This is a genomic window from Streptomyces scopuliridis, assembly GCF_042790125.1.
GTDB lineage: Bacteria > Actinomycetota > Actinomycetes > Streptomycetales > Streptomycetaceae > Streptomyces > Streptomyces scopuliridis_A.
This window is the reverse complement of the sequence record NZ_JBHTZS010000007.1, coordinates 34,268-55,501: the sequence shown is the minus strand read 5'-3', so window position 1 is coordinate 55,501 and position 21,234 is coordinate 34,268. Positions and strand designations below refer to the sequence as shown.

General features: G+C 70.2%; 19 protein-coding genes and 1 pseudogene. 17 read left to right on the top strand and 3 right to left on the bottom strand.

Annotated elements, in window-relative coordinates; genetic code table 11:
- Positions 1 to 582: 582 nt before the first annotated feature.
- The 12 genes from ACFRKB_RS13170 to ACFRKB_RS13115 all read left to right on the top strand — a co-directional run bounded on the left by ACFRKB_RS13170 (position 583) and on the right by ACFRKB_RS13115 (position 12,986).
- A complete protein-coding gene (locus tag ACFRKB_RS13170) occupies positions 583 to 1,128 on the top strand; it encodes a hypothetical protein (protein ID WP_383105721.1) in 546 nt (181 codons plus the stop codon).
- A gap of 108 nt (positions 1,129 to 1,236) precedes the next feature.
- The gene (gene pdxS, locus ACFRKB_RS13165) at positions 1,237 to 2,151 is read left to right on the top strand and encodes a pyridoxal 5'-phosphate synthase lyase subunit PdxS (RefSeq protein WP_030355468.1); all 915 of its coding nucleotides are present in this window, start codon (positions 1,237 to 1,239) and stop codon (positions 2,149 to 2,151) included.
- A gap of 6 nt (positions 2,152 to 2,157) precedes the next feature.
- Positions 2,158 to 2,748 carry a pyridoxal 5'-phosphate synthase glutaminase subunit PdxT gene (gene pdxT, locus ACFRKB_RS13160; protein WP_383105720.1) on the top strand — a complete coding sequence of 197 codons (591 nt, stop codon included), beginning with the start codon at positions 2,158 to 2,160 and terminating at the stop codon, positions 2,746 to 2,748.
- Positions 2,749 to 2,810: 62 nt separating this feature from the next.
- The gene (locus ACFRKB_RS13155) at positions 2,811 to 3,563 is read left to right on the top strand and encodes a YebC/PmpR family DNA-binding transcriptional regulator (RefSeq protein ID WP_030355470.1); all 753 of its coding nucleotides are present in this window, start codon (positions 2,811 to 2,813) and stop codon (positions 3,561 to 3,563) included.
- A 128-nt stretch (positions 3,564 to 3,691) separates the two neighbouring features.
- Positions 3,692 to 4,249 carry a crossover junction endodeoxyribonuclease RuvC gene (ruvC, locus tag ACFRKB_RS13150; protein WP_383105718.1) on the top strand — a complete coding sequence of 186 codons (558 nt, stop codon included), beginning with the start codon at positions 3,692 to 3,694 and terminating at the stop codon, positions 4,247 to 4,249.
- Positions 4,246 to 4,869, top strand: a complete 624-nt coding sequence (gene ruvA / locus ACFRKB_RS13145) for a Holliday junction branch migration protein RuvA (protein ID WP_383105717.1) — start codon at positions 4,246 to 4,248, stop codon at positions 4,867 to 4,869. The genes ruvC and ruvA overlap by 4 nt, the downstream gene beginning before the upstream one ends.
- A gap of 77 nt (positions 4,870 to 4,946) precedes the next feature.
- Positions 4,947 to 6,029: a Holliday junction branch migration DNA helicase RuvB gene (gene ruvB / locus ACFRKB_RS13140; RefSeq protein ID WP_383105716.1), complete on the top strand. Its 1,083-nt coding sequence runs from the start codon at positions 4,947 to 4,949 to the stop codon at positions 6,027 to 6,029.
- 165 nt (positions 6,030 to 6,194) lie between these two features.
- A complete protein-coding gene (gene yajC / locus ACFRKB_RS13135; protein ID WP_365744950.1) occupies positions 6,195 to 6,647 on the top strand; it encodes a preprotein translocase subunit YajC in 453 nt (150 codons plus the stop codon).
- 144 nt (positions 6,648 to 6,791) lie between these two features.
- Entirely contained in the window at positions 6,792 to 8,579 is a 1,788-nt protein-coding gene (secD, locus tag ACFRKB_RS13130; protein ID WP_383105714.1) for a protein translocase subunit SecD, read from the top strand.
- Position 8,580: 1 nt separating this feature from the next.
- Positions 8,581 to 9,705, top strand: coding sequence for a protein translocase subunit SecF (gene secF / locus ACFRKB_RS13125; RefSeq protein ID WP_383105713.1), 1,125 nt, complete (start codon positions 8,581 to 8,583; stop codon positions 9,703 to 9,705).
- Complete coding sequence (locus tag ACFRKB_RS13120) at positions 9,702 to 10,247, top strand: adenine phosphoribosyltransferase (protein WP_383105712.1); 546 nt, start codon at positions 9,702 to 9,704, stop codon at positions 10,245 to 10,247. Before secF ends, ACFRKB_RS13120 begins: the two co-directional genes overlap by 4 nt.
- Before the next feature lie 171 nt (positions 10,248 to 10,418).
- Positions 10,419 to 12,986, top strand: coding sequence for a RelA/SpoT family protein (locus tag ACFRKB_RS13115; protein WP_383105711.1), 2,568 nt, complete (start codon positions 10,419 to 10,421; stop codon positions 12,984 to 12,986).
- A 112-nt stretch (positions 12,987 to 13,098) separates the two neighbouring features.
- Here ACFRKB_RS13115 and ACFRKB_RS13110 read toward each other — a convergent pair whose 3' ends face one another.
- A complete protein-coding gene (locus tag ACFRKB_RS13110; RefSeq protein WP_365977200.1) occupies positions 13,099 to 14,328 on the bottom strand; it encodes a DUF349 domain-containing protein in 1,230 nt (409 codons plus the stop codon).
- Positions 14,329 to 14,477: 149 nt separating this feature from the next.
- Positions 14,478 to 15,269, bottom strand: coding sequence for a peptidylprolyl isomerase (locus ACFRKB_RS13105; protein ID WP_383106032.1), 792 nt, complete (start codon positions 15,267 to 15,269; stop codon positions 14,478 to 14,480).
- A gap of 142 nt (positions 15,270 to 15,411) precedes the next feature.
- Here ACFRKB_RS13105 and ACFRKB_RS13100 point away from each other — a divergent pair, with 142 nt between their 5' ends.
- The 4 genes from ACFRKB_RS13100 to ACFRKB_RS13085 all read left to right on the top strand — a co-directional run bounded on the left by ACFRKB_RS13100 (position 15,412) and on the right by ACFRKB_RS13085 (position 19,644).
- A complete protein-coding gene (locus tag ACFRKB_RS13100; RefSeq protein WP_383105709.1) occupies positions 15,412 to 16,134 on the top strand; it encodes an MBL fold metallo-hydrolase in 723 nt (240 codons plus the stop codon).
- Positions 16,135 to 16,147: 13 nt separating this feature from the next.
- On the top strand, positions 16,148 to 17,410 hold the full coding sequence (hisS, locus tag ACFRKB_RS13095; protein ID WP_383105708.1) for a histidine--tRNA ligase: 1,263 nt from the start codon (positions 16,148 to 16,150) through the stop codon (positions 17,408 to 17,410).
- Between the two features lie 155 nt (positions 17,411 to 17,565).
- Positions 17,566 to 18,204, top strand: a complete 639-nt coding sequence (locus ACFRKB_RS13090; protein ID WP_383106031.1) for a vitamin K epoxide reductase family protein — start codon at positions 17,566 to 17,568, stop codon at positions 18,202 to 18,204.
- 78 nt (positions 18,205 to 18,282) lie between these two features.
- A complete protein-coding gene (locus ACFRKB_RS13085) occupies positions 18,283 to 19,644 on the top strand; it encodes a replication-associated recombination protein A (RefSeq protein WP_383105707.1) in 1,362 nt (453 codons plus the stop codon).
- A gap of 63 nt (positions 19,645 to 19,707) precedes the next feature.
- Here ACFRKB_RS13085 and ACFRKB_RS13080 read toward each other — a convergent pair.
- A pseudogene (locus tag ACFRKB_RS13080) lies at positions 19,708 to 20,410 on the bottom strand (DUF2470 domain-containing protein).
- A gap of 176 nt (positions 20,411 to 20,586) precedes the next feature.
- On the opposite strand from ACFRKB_RS13080, the gene rpsD reads away from it, so the two are divergent.
- Entirely contained in the window at positions 20,587 to 21,201 is a 615-nt protein-coding gene (rpsD, locus tag ACFRKB_RS13075; protein WP_249951035.1) for a 30S ribosomal protein S4, read from the top strand.
- Positions 21,202 to 21,234 lie beyond the last annotated feature (33 nt).

Below are 21,234 nucleotides of genomic sequence, written 5' to 3'. Positions count from 1 at the left end.
CGGGTTGTTGCCGGGGTGCGCTCCGGGGCTCGCGCCCGGGACGGCATGATTTACGGCGCGTACCGGGCCACAGTTGGAAGGCGGGCGGTCGCGCGCCACAAATCACGCTTTAGTGTCCCGGACACGACCCCTGCGCGCCCCCCTTCGCCGCCCGCACAAGCGGCCTGGGTCGTGCGCAGGGCTTACGAACCGTCCCGCACCGACCCCCAACCCCGGCCGGATGGCGGCTGGTTGGGGCCCACCGGGGGGAGGGGGTCGGGGTCGGAGGAGGTGCGTGTCCGGACGTAAAGCGTCGCAGCTCGCGCGAAGCGCGGTGAGGAAAGCAGTCCGGACACGTACCTCCGGAGGCCCCGGCACCCGGCACCACCCACCGCGCCCCGCACCACAACGCACCCCCGCCGGACGGCGCACCGCACCCCGCACCACGACCCCCCGCCGGACGGCGCACCGCACCCTGGCGACAACCCGTACCCGGAAACCGGTCCCGGCCGAAGACGAACGCACCCCGCACCACGGCCCCCCGCCGGGAGGCGCACCGCACCGCACAACGGCCCCCCGCCGGGAGGCGATACCGTGGCGCCCGTGATCGAGACCCTTATCTGGATCGTCGTCGCCGTCGTCGCGATCGGCCTCTACCTCAGCTGGACCGCCGGCCGCCTCGACCGCCTCCACGCCCGCATCGACGCCGCCCGCGCCGCCCTCGACGCCCAGTTGCTGCGGCGCGCCTCGGTCACTCAGGAGCTGGCCTCTTCCGGCGTGCTCGATCCCGCCGCGTCGATCGTCCTGTATCAGGCCGCCCACGCCGCCCGGCAGGCCGAGGAGGAGCAACGCGAGGTCGCGGAGAGCGAGTTGAGCCAGGCGCTGCGGGCCGTCTTCGGGGAGGCCGCGCAGGTCGAGGCGGTGCGGGCCGCCCCCGGGGGCGAGGAGGCCGCCGGGGAGCTGGCCGCGGCGGTGCGGCGCGTACCCATGGCGCGGCGGTTCCACAACGACTCCGTACGCGCGGCCCGCGCGCTGCGGCGGCACCGCAAGGTCCGCTGGTTCCGGCTCGCCGGCCACGCGCCGTTTCCGCTCGCGTTCGAGATGGACGACGAGCCGCCGGTCGCGCTGGCCGACCGGCCGGGTTCCTGAGCACGGGAAACGAGCCACCGCCTCCTCATTGGCCCTTGCTGTGGACTGGTTCCGGGGCGTTTTCTGGGGTGTCACTTCCCCATCGTTTTCAGCCAGTGAGGTCGCTCCGTGTCCACCACGCTTCCCACCGTCCCCCAGTCCCCCGAGACCGGCACCGCGCGCGTGAAGCGCGGCATGGCCGAGCAGCTCAAGGGGGGTGTGATCATGGACGTCGTCACCCCGGAGCAGGCGAAGATCGCCGAGGACGCCGGCGCGGTCGCCGTGATGGCGCTGGAGCGGGTGCCCGCCGATATCCGTAAGGACGGCGGCGTCGCCCGGATGTCCGACCCGGACATGATCGAGGGCATCATCGACGCGGTCTCGATCCCGGTGATGGCCAAGTCCCGGATCGGTCACTTCGTGGAGGCCCAGGTCCTGCAGTCGCTCGGTGTGGACTACATCGACGAGTCCGAGGTGCTGACCCCGGCCGACGAGGTCAACCACTCCGACAAGTGGGCGTTCACCACGCCGTTCGTCTGTGGCGCCACCAACCTCGGTGAGGCGCTGCGCCGGATCGGCGAGGGCGCGGCGATGATCCGCTCCAAGGGCGAGGCGGGCACCGGCAATGTCGTCGAGGCCGTCCGGCATCTGCGGCAGATCAAGAACGAGATCGCCAGGCTGCGCGGGTTCGACAACAACGAGCTGTACGCCGCCGCCAAGGAGCTGCGCGCGCCGTACGAGATCGTCAAGGAGGTCGCGGCGCTCGGCAAGCTGCCGGTGGTGCTGTTCTCCGCGGGCGGTGTCGCCACCCCCGCCGACGCCGCGCTGATGCGCCAGCTCGGCGCGGAGGGCGTGTTCGTCGGGTCCGGCATCTTCAAGTCCGGTGACCCGGCCAAGCGCGCCGCGGCGATCGTGAAGGCCACCACCTTCTACGACGACCCGAAGGTCATCGCGGAGGCGTCCCGCAATCTGGGCGAGGCCATGGTCGGCATCAACTGCGACACCCTTCCCGAGGCCGAGCGCTACGCGAACCGTGGCTGGTAACCGGCGATGAACACCCCTGTGATCGGCGTCCTGGCGCTCCAGGGCGACGTCCGGGAACATCTGACGGCCCTGGCGGCGGCGGGAGCCGGGGCCAGGACCGTCAGGCGCCCGGCGGAGCTCGACGGCGTCGAGGGGCTGGTGATCCCGGGCGGCGAGTCCACCACGATGTCCAAGCTCGCCGCGCTCTTCGGCATGCTGGAGCCGCTGCGGGAGCGCGTACGGGCCGGGATGCCCGTATACGGCACCTGCGCCGGGATGATCATGCTCGCCGAGAAGATCCTCGATCCGCGCTCCGGCCAGGAGACGGTGGGCGGGATCGACATGATCGTCCGCCGGAACGCCTTCGGCCGGCAGAACGAGTCCTTCGAGGCGGCGGTCGAGGTCAGCGGTGTCGACGGCGGTCCCGTGGAGGGCGTCTTCATCCGGGCCCCCTGGGTCGAGTCGGTCGGCGCCGAGGTGCGGGTGCTCGCGGAGTACGGGGGCCATGTCGTCGCCGTACGGCAGGGCAACGCCCTCGCGACGTCGTTCCATCCGGAGCTGACGGGCGACCACAGGCTGCACCGGTTCTTCACTGACATGGTGCGCTCCGCACGGTGACCGGATCCCGGTAGGATCGCTGCCGAACGGAGCAGGATGGGTTACGCGAAGGAGACAGGCAGATGTCCGGCCACTCTAAATGGGCTACGACGAAGCACAAGAAGGCCGTGATCGATGCCAAGCGCGGCAAGCTCTTCGCGAAGCTGATCAAGAACATCGAGGTCGCGGCCCGCACCGGCGGTGCCGATGTCGACGGTAACCCGACCCTCTTCGACGCCATCCAGAAGGCGAAGAAGAGCTCGGTGCCGAACAAGAACATCGACTCGGCCGTCAAGCGCGGCGCCGGCCTGGAGGCCGGTGGCGCCGACTACGAGACGATCATGTACGAGGGATACGGCCCGAACGGTGTCGCGGTGCTCATCGAGTGCCTGACCGACAACCGCAACCGCGCCGCCTCCGACGTCCGCGTGGCCATGACCCGTAACGGCGGCTCGATGGCCGACCCGGGCTCCGTCTCGTATCTCTTCAACCGCAAGGGCGTTGTGATCGTCCCCAAGGGCGAGCTGGGCGAGGACGACGTCCTGGGCGCGGTGCTCGACGCGGGCGCCGAGGAGGTCAACGACCTCGGTGAGTCCTTCGAGGTGCTGAGCGAGGCGACCGACCTGGTCGCGGTCCGCAGCGCGCTCCAGGAGGCGGGTATCGACTACGACTCCGCCGACGCCAACTTCGTCCCGACCATGCAGGTCGAGCTGGACGAGGAGGGCGCGCGCAAGATCTTCAAGCTGATCGACGCCCTGGAGGACAGCGACGACGTACAGAACGTCTTCGCCAACTTCGACGTCTCGGACGATGTGATGGAGAAGGTCGACGCCTGACGGTCACGGCTGACACGGCTTCACCTGACGGGCCGACGGGACACGCCATCCCGTCGGCCCGTCGCGTTGTCGGTGACGACCGATACTGTGCTGATCAGCGGGAACATTTGACCGAGGGAGGGGGCGCCATGCGGGTGCTGGGAGTTGACCCCGGGCTGACCCGGTGCGGTGTGGGCGTCGTCGAGGGCGTCGCGGGCCGTCCGCTGGCCATGCTCGGCGTCGGCGTGGTCCGTACGCCCGCGGACGAGGAGACCGGACAGCGGCTGGTCGCCATCGAGCAGGGCATCGACGCCTGGCTGGACGAGCACCGGCCCGAACTCGTCGCGGTGGAGCGGGTGTTCGCCCAGCACAATGTGCGTACGGTCATGGGCACCGCACAGGCCAGCGCGGTCGCCATGCTCTGTGCCTCACGACGCGGCATCCCCGTGGCGCTGCACACCCCCAGCGAGGTCAAGGCGGCCATCACCGGCAGCGGCCGTGCGGACAAGGCCCAGGTCGGCGCGATGGTGACCCGGCTGCTGCGGCTGGACGCCCCGCCGAAGCCGGCCGACGCCGCCGACGCCCTCGCGCTCGCCATCTGCCATATCTGGCGTGCCCCCGCGCTGAACCGGCTCCAGCAGGCACAGGCCGCGGCCCGTGCCTCCCGTATCCCCACCACAGCGTCCGTACGGAAGGTCACGCGATGATCGCCTTCGTCAGCGGCCCGGTCGCCGCCCTCGCCCCGACCACGGCCGTGATCGAGGTCGGCGGCGTCGGCATGGCCGTCCAGTGCACGCCCGGCACGCTCGCCGGGCTGCGCGTTGGCCAGGAGGCGAGGCTCGCCACCTCCCTGGTCGTACGGGAGGACTCCCTGACCCTGTACGGCTTCGCGGACGACGACGAACGCCAGGTCTTCGAGCTGTTGCAGACCGCGAGCGGGGTGGGCCCGCGGCTGGCGCAGGCCATGCTCGCCGTGCACAGCCCGGACGCGCTGCGTATCGCCGTCTCCACGGGCGACGAGAAGGCGCTGACCGCGGTCCCCGGCATCGGCAAGAAGGGCGCCCAGAAGCTGCTGCTCGAACTGAAGGACCGGCTCGGCGAGCCGGTCGGCGCGGCCGGACGGCCGGGCGTCGGCTCCGCCGTGTCCTCCTCCTGGAGCGACCAGCTGCACGCCGCCCTGATCGGTCTCGGCTACGCCACCCGCGAGGCCGACGACGCGGTCGCCCTGGTCACCCCGCAGGCCGAGGCGGCGCTCGCCGAGGGGGCGCAGCCGCCCGTGCCGAGGCTGCTGCGGGCCGCTCTCCAGAGCCTGAACAGAACGCGTTGAGCCGGCGCAGGCTGCTCCTCCGTGCCGTACTCCGAGGCGCCGTCCAGCGACGCGCCCCTTTCCCGAGGTGAAACAGAGTGAACTGGGACGACACCAGCGGCGGGACGCCGCCGGACGACATCGCCGAGCGGCTTGTCGGCTCCTCCGCCGACGGCGAGGACCAGGCCGTCGAGGCGGCGCTGCGGCCCAAGTCGCTGGGTGAGTTCGTGGGCCAGGAGCGCGTCCGCGAGCAGCTCGACCTGGTGCTGAAGGCGGCCCTGGCGCGTGGCGCGACCGCCGACCACGTCCTGCTCTCCGGCGCCCCGGGGCTCGGCAAGACCACCCTCTCCATGATCATCGCGGCCGAGATGAACGCCCCGATCCGGATCACCTCGGGCCCCGCCATCCAGCACGCCGGCGATCTCGCGGCGATCCTCTCCTCGCTCCAGGAGGGCGAGGTGCTCTTCCTGGACGAGATCCACCGGATGTCCCGGCCCGCCGAAGAGATGCTCTACATGGCGATGGAGGACTTCCGGGTCGACGTCATCGTCGGCAAGGGTCCTGGCGCCACCGCCATCCCGCTGGAGCTGCCGCCGTTCACCCTGGTGGGCGCCACCACCCGGGCCGGGCTGCTGCCGCCCCCGCTGCGCGACCGCTTCGGTTTCACGGGCCATATGGAGTTCTACGAGAGCACCGAGCTGGAGCGCGTGATCCACCGCTCCGCCCACCTCCTCGACCTGGAGATCGACGCCGAGGGCGCCGCGGAGATCGCGGGACGCTCGCGGGGCACGCCCCGTATCGCCAACCGGCTGCTGCGCCGCGTACGCGACTACGCGCAGGTCAAGGCGGACGGCGTCATCAACCGCGAGGTGGCGGCCGTGGCCCTCGGGGTCTACGAGGTCGACGCCCGTGGCCTGGACCGGCTCGACCGCGCCGTACTGAAAGCCCTGCTCAAGCTCTTCGGCGGCGGCCCCGTCGGGCTGTCGACCCTGGCGGTGGCCGTGGGGGAGGAGCGTGAGACGGTGGAGGAGGTCGCGGAGCCCTTTCTGGTACGGGAGGGGCTGCTCGCCCGCACTCCGCGCGGCCGGGTCGCCACCCCCGCCGCCTGGGCCCACCTGGGGCTCGTACCCCCTCAGCAGGCCCCCGGCGCAAGCGGACAACAGGGTCTGTTCGGGGCGTGAGGGCAACGACACCCGTACGGTCAGGAACCCCGGTGCGATGCTGGGCGTTGTTCCAACGAAGCGGACTCGCTTAGACTCCGCCGATGCCGCCCTTCCGGGTCGGCATGCCCACCCCCGTATACCAGGCCGCTCGACAGCGCGGTCGTGCGAAGGAAGTTCCCTCCCGTGAGTCTCGTGACCCTCCTCCCCTTCATCGTGCTCATCGGGGCCATGTTCCTGATGACCCGGTCCGCCAAGAAGAAGCAGCAGGCCGCCGCGCAGATGCGCGACGAAATGCAGCCGGGCACCGGCATCCGCACCATCGGGGGCATGTACGCCACCGTCAAGGAGGTGCACGACGACATGGTTCTTCTGGAGGTCGCTCCGGGTGTCCACGCCGTGTACGCCAAGAACGCCATCGGCGCCGTCCTGGACGACGACGAGTACAACCGCATCGTGCACGGCGAGGACGACCTCAAGAGCGACCTCGACGCTCCGGTCGTCCCGGACGACGCCTCCTCGCTGACCGAGACCGACAGCACCCCGGACGACGCCAAGATCGACCTGGGCAAGAAGCCCGAGGCCGACGACGCCGAGCCCAAGGACGGCAAGGCCGACGGCGAGGCCGGCGCGAAGTAGTCCCGACCGTGCCGACGGGCCGCTCCGCGGCCCGTCGCGGCGTAAGGTCGCGCTGGAATTCTGCGGGGGCAGGTCCCCACTACACTTCGTGGCCGCTCCGGCGCACACCCGGCGTGGGGCGGTTGGACAGGGAGAAACGAGAAGGTGGCAGCACCTAATAAGGGCCGCAGGCAAGCGGGGTCCCCAGGCAGGCCAGGGCGCACCCTGGCACTGTTCCTGATTGCCATGGTCGCCCTCACGGGCGGGATGTTCTGGTCCGGTCATGTCACGCCACGCCTGGGAATCGACCTGGCCGGCGGCACGAGCATCACGCTCCAGGCGAAGAACACGCCGGGCAAGCCGAACGCGATCAACAAGACCAACATGGACACCGCCGTCAGCATCATCGAGCGGCGTGTCAATGGTCTTGGTGTTTCGGAGGCCGAGGTCCAGACCCAGGGCAGCAGCAACATCATCGTCAACATCCCCAAGGGGACGAACGAGAAGCAGGCCCGTGATCAGGTCGGCACCACGGCCCAGCTGTACTTCCGGCCGGTACTGACGGTCGCCGCGGGCGGCCCGGCCGCCCCGCAGCCCTCCACCAGCGGCTCCCCGAGCGGTTCGCCGAGCAGCTCTCCGAGCAGCTCCTCCTCTCCCTCCGCGGGCGCTCCGTCGAGCGACACGTCGGCCGGCAGCCCCGATCCGTCGGCGAGCTCCACCGCTCAGGGCCGTGCCGTCACGGACGCCCTGAAGAAGGACACGACGCCCTCTCCGGGCACGTCCTCCTCGGACAAGCCCGGCTCCTCGCCGAGCCCCGACCCCTCCTCCTCGCCCTCCACCGACCCGGCCACGGCCGCGCTGGAGAAGAAGTTCACGGACCTGGACTGCACCGACCAGGCCGCGCGCACCAAGGCCAACCAGGGCGCCGCGCCCAAGGACACGATCGTGGCCTGTGGCACGAACTCCGGCGGCGAGTGGGAGAAGTACATCCTCGGCCCCGCCGAGCTGGAGGGCACGGACGTCGACGACGCCAAGGGCGTTCTCGACCCGCAGCGTGGCATGTGGATCGTCACGATGGACTTCACCAGCGGCGGCACGAAGAAGTTCCAGTCCATCACCGGCAAGCTCTCCCAGCAGCAGCCGCCGATGAACCAGTTCGCCATCGTGCTCGACGGCAATGTCGTCTCGGCGCCCTCGGTGAGCCAGACGCTCGGCGGCAGCGCCGAGATCTCCGGCAGCTTCACCCAGCAGTCCGCCCAGGACCTGGCCAACATCCTGTCGTACGGCGCGCTGCCGCTCTCCTTCCAGGAGCAGAGCGTCACGACGGTCACCGCCGCGCTCGGCGGTGAGCAGCTGGAGGCGGGTCTGATCGCCGGCGCGATCGGCCTCGGACTCGTGGTCATCTACCTGGTCGCCTACTACCGGGGCCTCGCCGGCATCGCCATCGTCAGCCTCGGCGCGTCGGGCGTCATGACGTACACGATCATGTCACTGCTCGGCCCGGGTATCGGCTTCGCGCTGAACCTGCCCGCGGTGTGCGGCGCGATCGTCGCCATCGGTATCACCGCGGACTCGTTCATCGTCTACTTCGAGCGCATCCGCGACGAGATCCGCGAGGGCCGCACGCTCAGGCCCGCCGTCGAACGTGCCTGGCCGCGTGCCCGGCGCACGATCCTGGTCTCCGACTTCGTGTCGTTCCTCGCCGCCGCCGTGCTGTTCCTCGTCACGGTCGGCAAGGTCCAGGGCTTCGCGTTCACTCTCGGTCTGACCACGCTCCTCGACGTGGTCGTGGTGTTCTTCTTCACCAAGCCGGTGATGACGCTCCTGGCCCGCACGAAGTTCTTCGCCAGCGGTCATCCCTGGTCCGGACTGGACCCGAAGCGGCTCGGCGCCAAGCCCCCGCTGCGCCGCTCCCGCCGTGTCAGCGCTCCCACCGACCCGAAGGAGGCGTGAGATGTCGCGACTCGGCGCACTCGGCGCCCGGCTCTACCGCGGCGAAGTCGGCTACGACTTCATCGGGAAGCGCAAGTTCTGGTACGCGCTCTCGATCCTGATCACCATCACGGCCATCGCGGGCGTGGCGGTGCGCGGACTCAACATGGGCATCGAGTTCAAGGGCGGTGCCGTCTTCACCATCCCGAGCACCAGCGTCTCCGTGACGCAGGCCCGGACGGACGCCCAAGAGGCCTCGGGCCACGACGCGATCGTCCAGAAGCTCGGCAACGGCGGCATGCGGATCCAGGTCACCGAACTGGACACCAAGCAGGCCGACGGCGTGCGGACGCAGCTCGCCAAGGACCTGAAGGTCGACGAGGCGAAGATCAACGCCGAACTCGTCGGTCCGAGCTGGGGCGCGACCATCGCCAACAAGGCATGGATGGGCCTGGGGATCTTCATGGTCCTGGTGGTGATCTATCTGGCGATCGCCTTCGAATGGCGCATGGCGGTCGCGGCACTGGTCGCCCTGATCCATGACCTCACCATCACCGTCGGTGTGTACGCGCTGGTCGGCTTCGAGGTCACCCCCGGTACGGTGATCGGTCTGCTCACCATCCTCGGTTACTCCCTCTACGACACCGTCGTCGTCTTCGACAGTCTCAAGGAGGGGTCGAACGGCATCACCAAGCAGACCCGCTGGACCTACAGCGAGGTCGCCAACCGCTCGATCAACAGCACGCTGGTGCGTTCCATCAACACCACCGTGGTCGCGCTGCTGCCGGTCGCCGGTCTGCTCTTCATCGGCGGCGGTTTCCTCGGCGCCGGCATGCTGAACGACATCTCGCTCTCGCTCTTCGTCGGCCTCGCCGCCGGTGCGTACTCCTCGATCTTCATCGCCACACCGCTCGTCGCCGACCTGAAGGAACGCGACCCGCAGATCAAGGCGCTGAAGAAGCGGGTGCTCGCCAAGCGGGCCGCCGCTGCCGCCAAGGGCGAGCCGGCCGACGGCTCCTCGGACAGCGACGACGCCGTCGAGGACGGTCCGGCGGACATGGTTCCCGGAGCGCCGGCGGCCGCGGTGGCCGGTCAGCGCGGCCGGGGCGGGCGTGGCCGTCCGTCGGGTTCGGGGAGGCGCCGGTGACCGACACCAGTACGCGGGAGCTGCTGCTCAGCCGTATCCGTGATGTCGCGGACTACCCCAAGCCGGGCGTGGTCTTCAAGGACATCACACCGCTGCTGGCCGACCCGAAGGCCTTCACGGCGCTGACCGACACGCTCGCGGAGCTGTGCGCGAGGTACGGCGCGACGAAGATCGTCGGCCTGGAGGCGCGCGGCTTCATCCTGGCGGCCCCCGTGGCGGTCCGGGCGGGCGTCGGCTTCATCCCCGTACGCAAGGCGGGCAAGCTCCCCGGCGCGACGCTCTCGCAGGCGTACGAGCTGGAGTACGGCTCCGCGGAGATCGAGGTCCACGCGGAGGACCTGGACCAGGACGACCGGGTCCTCGTCATCGACGACGTGCTGGCCACCGGCGGTACGGCCGAAGCCTCGCTGGAGCTGGTCCGGCGGGCCGGCGCCGAGGTCGTGGGCGTCGCGGTCCTGATGGAGCTGGGTTTCCTGGGCGGCCGGGCCCGGCTGGAGCCCGCCCTGCGCGGGGCCCCGCTGGAGGCTCTGATCACGCTCTGAGCGGCCCTTCGAGGCACACGGACGGGCACCCGGGAACAACCGGGTGCCCGTCCGTCGTTCTGCGGGGTCCGGACGAGGGACCCGGATCCTGGGGCGAGAGGGACGCCCGAGGTCGATACCATGGAACCTCCGGGCCTGACCGGGGGACCTGGATCCGCACGAGGAGCGCTCTTGCCAGAAGAGGTCCAGCCACTGGCCGCCGCAACGCCCGATCACTCCGCTGAGCAGGCCGCGGCGGCATCGGCCGTGTCGCGGCACAAGGCCGCGGTCGCGGCGGAGGAGAAGGCCGCCCGCGCGTCCGCGGAGACCTCGGACGCGCGCCCCGTGGAGGCGCCCCCGGCGCCCGGCCCGGCGCCGCTGCCTCCCGCGCCCCCGGAGCGCCCCTCCACGCCCGTCAGCGCCCCCAAGCCCGGCGCCACGGCCGCGCCGCGCTCCGGCGGGTCCTCCAACCGCGTACGGGCCCGGCTCGCCCGGCTCGGGGTGCAGCGCTCGTCGCCGTACAACCCCGTGCTCGAACCGCTCCTGCGGACCGTGCGGGGCAACGACCCCAAGATCGAGACCGCCACGCTCCGCCAGATCGAGCGCGCCTACCAGGTCGCCGAGCGCTGGCACCGCGGTCAGAAGCGCAAGAGCGGCGACCCGTACATCACCCATCCGCTCGCGGTGACGACGATCCTCGCGGAGCTGGGCATGGACCCGGCCACTCTGATGGCGGGTCTGCTGCACGACACTGTCGAGGACACCGAGTACGGGCTCGACACCCTGCGCCGCGACTTCGGCGACCAGGTCGCGCTGCTCGTCGACGGCGTCACCAAGCTGGACAAGGTCAAGTTCGGCGAGGCGGCGCAGGCCGAGACCGTACGCAAGATGGTCGTCGCCATGGCCAAGGACCCGCGGGTCCTGGTCATCAAGCTCGCCGACCGGCTGCACAACATGCGCACCATGCGCTATCTCAAGCGGGAGAAGCAGGAGAAGAAGGCCCGCGAGACGCTGGAGATCTACGCGCCCCTGGCCCACCGGCTGGGCATGAACACCATCAAGTGGGAACTGGAGGACCTCGCCTTCGCGATCCTCTACCCGAAGATGTACGACGAGATCGTCCGGCTCGTCGCGGAGCGCGCCCCCAAGCGGGACGAGTATCTGGCCATAGTGACCGACGAGGTCCAGTCGGATCTGCGCGCCGCCCGGATCAAGGCCACCGTCACCGGCCGGCCGAAGCACTACTACAGCGTCTACCAGAAGATGATCGTCCGCGGCCGGGACTTCGCCGAGATCTACGACCTGGTGGGCATTCGCGTCCTCGTCGACACCGTCCGTGACTGCTACGCGGCGCTCGGCACCGTCCACGCGCGGTGGAATCCGGTCCCCGGCCGGTTCAAGGACTACATCGCGATGCCCAAGTTCAACATGTACCAGTCGCTGCACACGACGGTCATCGGACCCAACGGCAAGCCCGTCGAGCTCCAGATCCGCACGTTCGACATGCACCGCCGCGCCGAGTACGGCATCGCCGCGCACTGGAAGTACAAGCAGGAGGCCGTCGCGGGCGCCTCCAAGGTACGTACGGACGTGCCCAGGAACGCGGGCAAGGGCGCAGGCCAGGACACCGTCAACGACATGGCGTGGCTGCGCCAGCTGCTGGACTGGCAGAAGGAGACCGAGGACCCCAGCGAGTTCCTGGAGTCGCTCCGCTTCGACCTCTCCCGCAACGAGGTCTTCGTCTTCACGCCCAAGGGCGATGTCATAGCGCTGCCGGCCGGTGCCACCCCCGTCGACTTCGCGTACGCCGTCCACACCGAGGTCGGCCACCGCACCATAGGGGCCCGGGTCAACGGGCGGCTCGTACCGCTCGAATCGACGCTGGACAACGGCGATCTGGTGGAGGTCTTCACCTCCAAGGCGTCCGGGGCCGGCCCCTCGCGCGACTGGCTGGGCTTCGTCAAGTCGCCGCGGGCCAGGAACAAGATCCGCGCCTGGTTCTCCAAGGAGCGCCGCGACGAGGCGATCGAGCAGGGCAAGGACGCCATCGCGCGGGCCATGCGCAAGCAGAACCTGCCGATCCAGCGCATCCTCACCGGCGACTCGCTGGTCACGCTCGCGCACGAGATGCGCTACCCCGACATCTCGTCCCTGTACGCGGCGATCGGCGAGGGCCATGTGGCCGCGCAGGGCGTCGTGCAGAAGCTGGTGCAGGCCCTCGGCGGCGAGGAGGCCGCCAACGAGGACATCGCCGAGAGCGCCCCGCCCTCGCGCGGACGCGGCAAGCGCCGCGCCAACGCCGACCCCGGCGTGGTCGTCAAGGGCGTCGAGGATGTCTGGGTCAAGCTCGCCCGCTGCTGTACGCCGGTGCCGGGCGACCCGATCATCGGCTTCGTCACGCGCGGCAGCGGCGTCTCCGTGCACCGCGCCGACTGCGTCAACGTCGACTCGCTCTCGCAGCAGCCCGAACGGATCCTCGAAGTCGAGTGGGCGCCGACGCAGTCGTCGGTCTTCCTGGTGGCCATCCAGGTCGAGGCGCTGGACCGCTCCCGGCTGCTGTCGGACGTCACGCGCGTCCTGTCCGACCAGCATGTGAACATCCTGTCCGCGGCCGTCCAGACCTCCCGCGACCGGGTCGCCACGTCCCGGTTCACCTTCGAGATGGGCGATCCGAAGCACCTGGGACACGTGCTGAAGGCGGTACGGGGCGTGGAGGGCGTCTACGACGTCTACCGGGTCACCTCGGCGCGCAGGCCGTAACGCGCGGGCCGTCAAGGGCGGCAGGCGACAACGAAGGGGCTCCCCGCATCCGCTGCGGGGAGCCCCTTCGTGTACGTCGCGTATCAGCTGCCCGGCGACGCCGGGGCCGCGCTCAGCCGCCGAACTCCTGGAGACCCTTCAGCGCCTGGTCCAGCAGGGCCTGCCGGCCCTCCAGCTCCTTGGCGAGCTTGTCCGCCTTCGCGTTGTTGCCCGCCGCGCGCGCCGCGTCGATCTGCGTACGCAGCTTGTCGACCGCGCCCTGGAGCTGACCCGTCAGACCCGCGGCGCGCGCCCGCGCCTCCGGGTTCGTCCGGCGCCACTCGTTCTCCTCGGACTCCTGAAGCGCCCGCTCCACCGCGTGCATCCGGCCCTCGACCTTGGGCCGGGCGTCGCGCGGTACGTGGCCGATGGCCTCCCAGCGCTCGTTGAGCGCCCGGAACGCCGCCCTGGCCGCCTTGAGGTCCGTGACCGGCACCAGCCGCTCCGCCTCGACCGCGAGCTCCTCCTTGAGCTTGAGGTTCTCGGTCTGCTCCGCGTCCCGCTCGGCGAAGACCTCGCCGCGCGCCGCGAAGAAGACGTCCTGGGCGCCGCGGAAGCGGTTCCACAGATCGTCCTCGGCCTCGCGCTGGGCGCGGCCCGCCGCCTTCCACTCCGTCATCAGCTCGCGGTAGCGGGCGGCCGTACCGCCCCAGTCGGTGGAGCCGGACAGTGATTCGGCCTCCGCGACCAGCTTCTCCTTGGCCTTACGGGCCTCCTCGCGCTGCGCGTCGAGCGCCGCGAAGTGGGCCTTGCGGCGCTTGGAGAACGCCGAGCGGGCGTGCGAGAAGCGGTGCCACAACTCGTCGTCGGACTTCCGGTCCAGCCTCGGCAGGCCCTTCCAGGTGTCCACCAGCGCCCGCAGCCGCTCACCGGCCGAGCGCCACTGGTCGCTCTGCGCGAGCTCCTCCGCCTCGGTGACCAGCGCCTCCTTGGCATGGCGCGCCTCGTCGGCCTGCTTCGCCCGCTGCGCCTTGCGCTCCTCGCGGCGCGAGTCGACCGTCGCCACCAGCGCGTCGAGCCGCTTGCGCAGCGCTTCGAGATCGCCCACGGCGTGGTGCTCGTCGACCTGGCCGCGCAGATGCTCGATGGCCGTCGTCGCATCCTTCGCGGACAGATCGGTGGTCTTCACCCGCCGTTCGAGGAGGCCGATCTCGACAACCAGGCCCTCGTACTTGCGCTCGAAATAGGCCAGAGCCTCCTCCGGAGAGCCAGCCTGCCACGATCCGACGACCTGTTCGCCCTCGGCCGTACGCACGTACACGGTGCCCGTCTCATCGACGCGGCCCCACGGGTCGCTGCTCACAGCGCCTCCTCCACCTGATGCCTGTGAGGGTGTGGCCCCCGGGCATCATCCACAGTTTCCTGGGACGGGCTGCGCCCGCCCTGCACAACGCCAATCTAGGCGACCGGCCGCCCGGCTGTCCGCACTCAGCACGGCCGAAATTCACAGGGTCACGCCTTGTCGACCGTGCCCTTCTCCACGGTGACGGTCTTCTTGGGCGCGCCATCGCCCGTGCCGCCGTCCACTCCGGCCTTCGCCACGGCTTCCACGGTCTTCAGGCCGGCGTCGTCCATGGTCCCGAACGGCGTGTAGCTGGGCGGGAGTTTGGTGTCCTTGTAGACCAGGAAGAACTGGCTGCCGCCGGTGTGCGGCTGGCCGGTATTGGCCATCGCGACCGTCCCCGCCGGGTACGTGACCGAGCCGTCGGCGCCCGCCTTGCCCAGGGCGGTCAGATTCTCGTCCTCGATCGTGTAGCCGGGACCGCCGGTGCCGTCGCCCTTCGGGTCGCCGCACTGGAGCACGAAGATCCCCTCGGTGGTCAGCCGGTGACACTTCGTGTTGTCGAAGTACTTCTTGTCCGCGAGCGCCTTGAAGGAGTTCACCGTGTGGGGTGTCTTCTTGGCGTCCATGGCGATGGAGATGTCGCCCTGGCTCGTCTTGAGCGCCATCGTGTACGCGGCGTTCTTGTCGATGGTCATCTTCGGCTCGGGCTCGCCGCTCTCGCTCGGCGAGGGCGCGGGGGAGTCGCTCGACTCCGGGGCGGCGGCCTTGTCGCTGCTGTCGCCGCCCGACAGACCGCCCGAGGCGTACGCCGCGGCTCCCGCCAGCACCACCACGGCGAGCACGGACGCGATGATGACATTGCGGCGCTTCGCCTTCTTCCGGGCCTCGGCCCGGCGCTGCTGCTGCCGCTCGAACTTCTCCCGGGCGAGCTGCCGCCGCCGCTGATCGCTGTTGACCACCGGGTCCACTCCTACTCCTCGTATGTGTATTCCTGTCCGGCCTGATCTAGCGCGTACGGTATATGGGTTCGCTGTGGATTGAGGACCGCCGGTAGTCTCTGAACTGCTGCATTCTCCCGACGGACGACATATAAGGACGATCGTGCTCATTGCCGGGTTCCCCGCCGGGGCCTGGGGGACCAATTGCTATCTGGTCGCCCCCGCCGCAGGCGAGGAGTGCGTGATCATCGACCCGGGCCACCAGGCCGCACAGGGCGTCGAGGACGCGGTCCGCAAGCATCGGCTCAAGCCCGTCGCCGTCATCCTGACCCATGGGCATATCGACCATGTCGCCTCGGTCGTCCCCGTGTGCGGAGCACATGACGTCCCGGCGTGGATCCACCCCGCGGACCGCTACATGATGAGCGACCCCGAGAAGGCGCTCGGCCGCTCGATCGGGATGCCGCTGATGGGCGAGCTGACCGTGGGCGAGCCGGACGAGGTCCAGGAACTGACCGACGGCGCCGAACTGACGCTGGCGGGGCTGGAGTTCACCGTCGCGCACGCGCCGGGCCATACCAAGGGGTCGGTGACGTTCGGAACACCCGAGGCGGTCGGCGGCGCGGATATTCCGCCGGTCCTCTTCTCGGGCGATCTGCTCTTCGCCGGCTCCATCGGACGCACCGATATGCCCGGAGGCGACCACGCCGAGATGATCGAGTCCCTGGCACGGGTGTGCCTGCCGCTCGACGACTCGACCGTGGTGCTGTCCGGACACGGCCCCCAGACGACCATCGGCCGCGAGCGCGCCACCAACCCCTATCTCAGGGAGCTGGCCGCCGGCCACGGAAGCGGCCCCACCGCCGCTCCGCGACGAGGAATGTGAAGCACCGATCTTCATGAGCACCTTCCAGGCCCCCAAGGGCACCTACGATCTGATCCCGCCCGCCTCGGCGGTCTATCTCGCGGTGCGCGAGGCCATCTCCGCGCCGCTGAAGAACTCCGGCTACGGCTATATCGAGACGCCCGGTTTCGAGAACGTCGAGCTGTTCGCCCGCGGTGTCGGCGAGTCCACCGACATCGTGTCCAAGGAGATGTACGCCTTCGAGACCAAGGGCGGCGACAAGCTGGCGCTGCGCCCCGAGGGCACCGCCTCCGTACTGCGCGCCGCGCTGGAGGCCAATCTGCACAAGGCCGGGAATCTGCCGGTCAAGCTCTGGTACTCCGGCTCGTACTACCGCTACGAGCGCCCGCAGAAGGGCCGCTACCGCCACTTCTCGCAGGTCGGGGCCGAGGCGATCGGCGCGGAGGACCCCGCTCTCGACGCCGAACTGATCATCCTGGCCGACCAGGCGTACCGCTCACTGGGGCTGCGCGACTTCCGTATCCTGCTCAACTCGCTGGGTGACAAGGAGTGCCGCCCCGTCTACCGCGAGGCGCTCCAGGGCTTCCTGCGCGGGCTCGACCTGGACGAGGACACCCGCCGGCGCATCGAGATCAACCCGCTGCGGGTGCTCGACGACAAGCGCGCCGACGTACAGAAGCAGCTCGTCGGGGCGCCGATGCTGCGCGACTATCTGTGCGACGCGTGCAAGGCGTACCACGAGGAGGTGCGCGAGCTGCTGACGGCCGCCGGGGTGGCGTACGAGGACGACGAGAAGCTCGTACGCGGGCTCGACTACTACACCAGGACCACCTTCGAGTTCGTGCACGACGGGCTCGGCGCGCAGTCCGCGGTGGGCGGTGGCGGCCGTTACGACGGGCTCTCCGAGATGATCGGCGGCCCGGCGCTCCCGTCGGTCGGCTGGGCGCTCGGCGTGGACCGTACGGTGCTGGCGCTGGAGGCCGAGGGGATCCGGCTCGACCTCCCGAACGCCACCAGCGTCTTCGCGGTGCCGCTCGGCGAGGAGGCGCGGCGTCGGCTGTTCGCCGTCGTCACCGAGCTGCGCAGGGCCGGGATCGCCGCGGACTTCTCGTACGGCGCGAAGGGCCTCAAGGGGGCCATGAAGAACGCGAACCGCTCCGGTGCCCGCTACACGATCGTCGCGGGCGAGCGCGATCTCGCGGAGGGGGTCGCTCAGCTCAAGGACATGGAGAGCGGCGAGCAGTCGGCGGTGGCTCTCGATGATCTGGTGACGGAGCTGACACAGCGGCTCGGCTGACCGCGCGGAGACCGTGCGGGGCCTGGACGGAGACCGTCCGGGCCCCGCTTTCCTTATCCCGGGCGAACGGTGGACCCCGGGGCCCGTGCGGCACAATGAGCCTGCCCCCGCGGGTCCCTGAGTGCGGGAACTCCCTGAGTGATGGAACGGCGATGATGACGAGAGCTGTGGTGGACGACGTCTCCTCCTCCGACCGGGAGGAGAAGACGGCTGCGGGCACGGTCGGCGGCGGCCGGGCGTTCGCGCTCCTGCTGGTCATCACGGGCGCGGCGGGCCTGCTGGCGGCCTGGGTGATCACCCTCGACAAGTTCAAGCTGCTGGAGGACCCGAACTTCACCCCCGGGTGCAGCCTCAACCCGGTGGTCTCCTGCGGCAACATCATGAAGAGCGACCAGGCGTCGGTCTTCGGTTTCCCGAACCCGATGCTCGGGCTCGTCACCTACGCCGTGGTGATCTCCATCGGGGTCGGACTGCTCGCCGGGGCGCGCTACCGGCGCTGGTTCTGGCTCGGGCTGAACGCGGGCACCCTCTTCGGCGTCGGATTCTGCACCTGGCTCCAGTACCAGTCGCTCTACAGCATCAACTCGCTCTGCCTGTGGTGCTGCCTGGCCTGGGTCGCCACGATCCTGATGTTCTGGTACGTCACGTCCCACAACATCCGTGAGGGCGTGCTGCCCGCGCCGTCCTGGCTGCGCGGTTTCCTGAGCGAGTTCACCTGGGTGCTGCCGGTGCTGCACATCGGGATCATCGGGATGCTGATCCTGACCCGCTGGTGGGACTTCTGGACCGGCTGAGGACCGTGTCGGCGGCCGGGGATCCCTGACGGGACCGACGGGACCAGCGCTGTCAGTGGTCTGGCATAGGCTTCACGCGTGGAGCCCGACCTCTTTACCGCAGCGGCGGAAGACCGCCAGGAGAAGGACCCGTCCAGCAGCCCCCTGGCCGTCCGGATGCGGCCGCGCGTCCTCGACGAAGTCGTCGGCCAGAGCCATCTGCTGAAGCCCGGATCCCCGCTGCGCAGACTGGTGGGCGAGGGCAACGGCGGCCCGGCCGGTCCTTCGTCCGTGATCCTCTGGGGCCCGCCGGGTACGGGCAAGACGACCCTCGCGTATGTCGTCTCCAAGGCGACCAACAAGCGCTTCGTGGAGCTCTCCGCGATCACCGCGGGCGTCAAGGAGGTCAGGGCCGTCATCGACGGGGCCCGCCGCGCCTCCGGCGGGTTCGGCAAGGAGACCGTCCTCTTCCTCGACGAGATCCACCGCTTCAGCAAGGCCCAGCAGGACTCGCTGCTGCCCGCGGTCGAGAACCGCTGGGTCACGCTCATCGCCGCCACCACCGAGAATCCGTACTTCTCGGTGATCTCCCCGCTGCTCTCCCGCTCCCTGCTGCTCACGCTGGAGCCGCTCACCGACAACGATCTGCGCGGTCTGCTGCGGCGGGCGCTCACGGAGGAGCGCGGCCTCGGCGGCGCGGTCACGCTCCCCGACGACGCCGAGGCGCATCTGCTGCGGATCGCGGGCGGCGACGCCCGGCGCGCGCTGACGGCGCTGGAGGCGGCGGCCGGCGCCGCGATCGACAAGAGTGAGAAGGAGATCAGCCTCCGGACCCTGGAGGAGACCGTCGACCGGGCGGCGGTGGCCTACGACCGTGACGGCGATCAGCACTACGACGTGGCGAGCGCGCTCATCAAGTCCATCCGGGGCTCCGACGTGGACGCGGCGCTGCACTATCTGGCCCGGATGATCGAGGCGGGGGAGGACCCCCGGTTCATCGCCAGACGGCTGATGATCTCGGCGAGCGAGGACATCGGCCTCGCCGACCCCACCGCCCTGCCGATAGCGGTCGCCGCCGCCCAGGCCGTGGCCATGATCGGTTTCCCGGAAGCGGCTCTCACGCTGAGCCACGCCACCATCGCGCTGGCGCTGGCCCCCAAGTCGAACGCGGCCACGACCGCCATCTCCGCCGCCCTGGAGGATGTGAAGAAGGGGCTGGCGGGGCCGGTCCCCGCGCATCTGCGCGACGGCCACTACAAGGGCGCGGCCAAGCTGGGCCATGCCCAGGGCTATATCTATCCGCACGATGTGCCGGGCGGGATCGCGGCCCAGCAGTACGCGCCGGACGAGGTGCGGGGCAGGCGCTACTACGAGCCGACGCGGTACGGCGCGGAGGCGCGGTACGCGGACGTGGTCGACAAGGTGCGCGAGCGGCTGCGCGGCGACGGCGCCGAGCGGTGACGGCGGAGAGCGGTGACGGCGCCGAGCGGTGACGGGGTCTGAGCCGGCTGCCCCGTGAGCCCGTTATCCCGCCGCCGCGTCGAAGAGCGTGTGCATCGCGTACCGCAGCTCGTTGACGTTCCGCACCGGCTCGGGGAAGTCGAAGCGGGCGTCGAAGCACCGCACTCCGGCGAAGCGCACCCGTAGTCCGAATCGGTCGAGCGCGACGGGTACGGCGACGGTCCCCGCGGCGGTCCCGGCCTCCGAGGAGCGCGGCCCGCTCGCCGAGCAGCGCGCGCAGCGACTGGACCTCCGCGCTGTGGGCGGAGTGCAGATGCTGGAGCAGTTCCGCCTCGTGTTCCACCAGCGGATCGGCCGCGGCCGTGGCGAAGTCCTCCGGCTCCACCGGGTCCGCGCCCCAGAGATCGTCCACAGACGCCTCGCCGACCTCCAGGCGCAGCGTCATCCGCCCGGGTCCGGCCCCGCCCGGTGCGCGGGTGAGCCAGCCGGAGAGCCAGGCGCGGCCCCGGATACGGTGGGGTACGGATACGGGCGCGACGTCCGTGATCTCCAGCACCGCGTTCAGCTCGTCGTGCTGCGCGTGGGCCGCGGCGCGTACGGCGGGGGAGTCGGCGGGGAACGCGAGGAACACCTCACCGTCCGGTCCGACGCTCCGCGCGTCGGGCATCAGCTGGTAGGGCTTGGCACCGTCCAGGCCCGGAATGATCAGTACTGCCGAGCATGTACTCTGTACGAGAGTTCGTGTGCGCTCGGCTGCTGACGGCATCCGATCGATTTCAAGCCCGCTGGGACGCGGCTGACCATGAGCTGATCGGACCTCCGTCGATTCGTCGCTCTGTGCGCCGAGGCTGTCTGTGATGCGCGTGGTGTTCCCAGGGCGAGACATGCGATCTCCTTAAGTAAGGTGAGCCTAACCTAACCTACAACGGAGGTCTGGAGAACGTGCCTAACCAGTCGCGTCCCAAGGTCAAGAAGTCACGCGCGCTCGGTATCGCGCTGACGCCGAAGGCTGTCAAGTACTTCGAGGCCCGTCCCTACCCGCCGGGCGAGCACGGCCGTGGACGCAAGCAGAACAGTGACTACAAGGTCCGTCTGCTGGAGAAGCAGCGCCTGCGCGCTCAGTACGACATCAGCGAGCGCCAGATGGCCCGCGCCTACGACCGCGCCCGCAAGGCCGAGGGCAAGACGGGCGAGGCCCTGGTCGTCGAGCTGGAGCGCCGCCTCGACGCCCTGGTCCTGCGGTCGGGCATTGCCCGCACCATCTACCAGGCCCGCCAGATGGTCGTCCACGGCCACATCGAGGTCAACGGTGGCAAGGTCGACAAGCCGTCGTTCCGCGTCCGTCCCGACGACGTCGTGATGGTCCGCGAGCGCAGCCGCGACAAGGTCCCCTTCCAGGTCGCGCGCGAGGGCGGCTACGACACGGACGGCGAGACCCCGCGCTACCTGCAGGTCAACCTGAAGGCCCTGGCGTTCCGCCTGGACCGTGACCCGCAGCGCAAGGAGATCCCGGTCATCTGTGACGAGCAGCTGGTCGTCGAGTACTACGCCCGCTGATGTGGAGCGCCCGCTGACGCGGGCGTGAGCAGA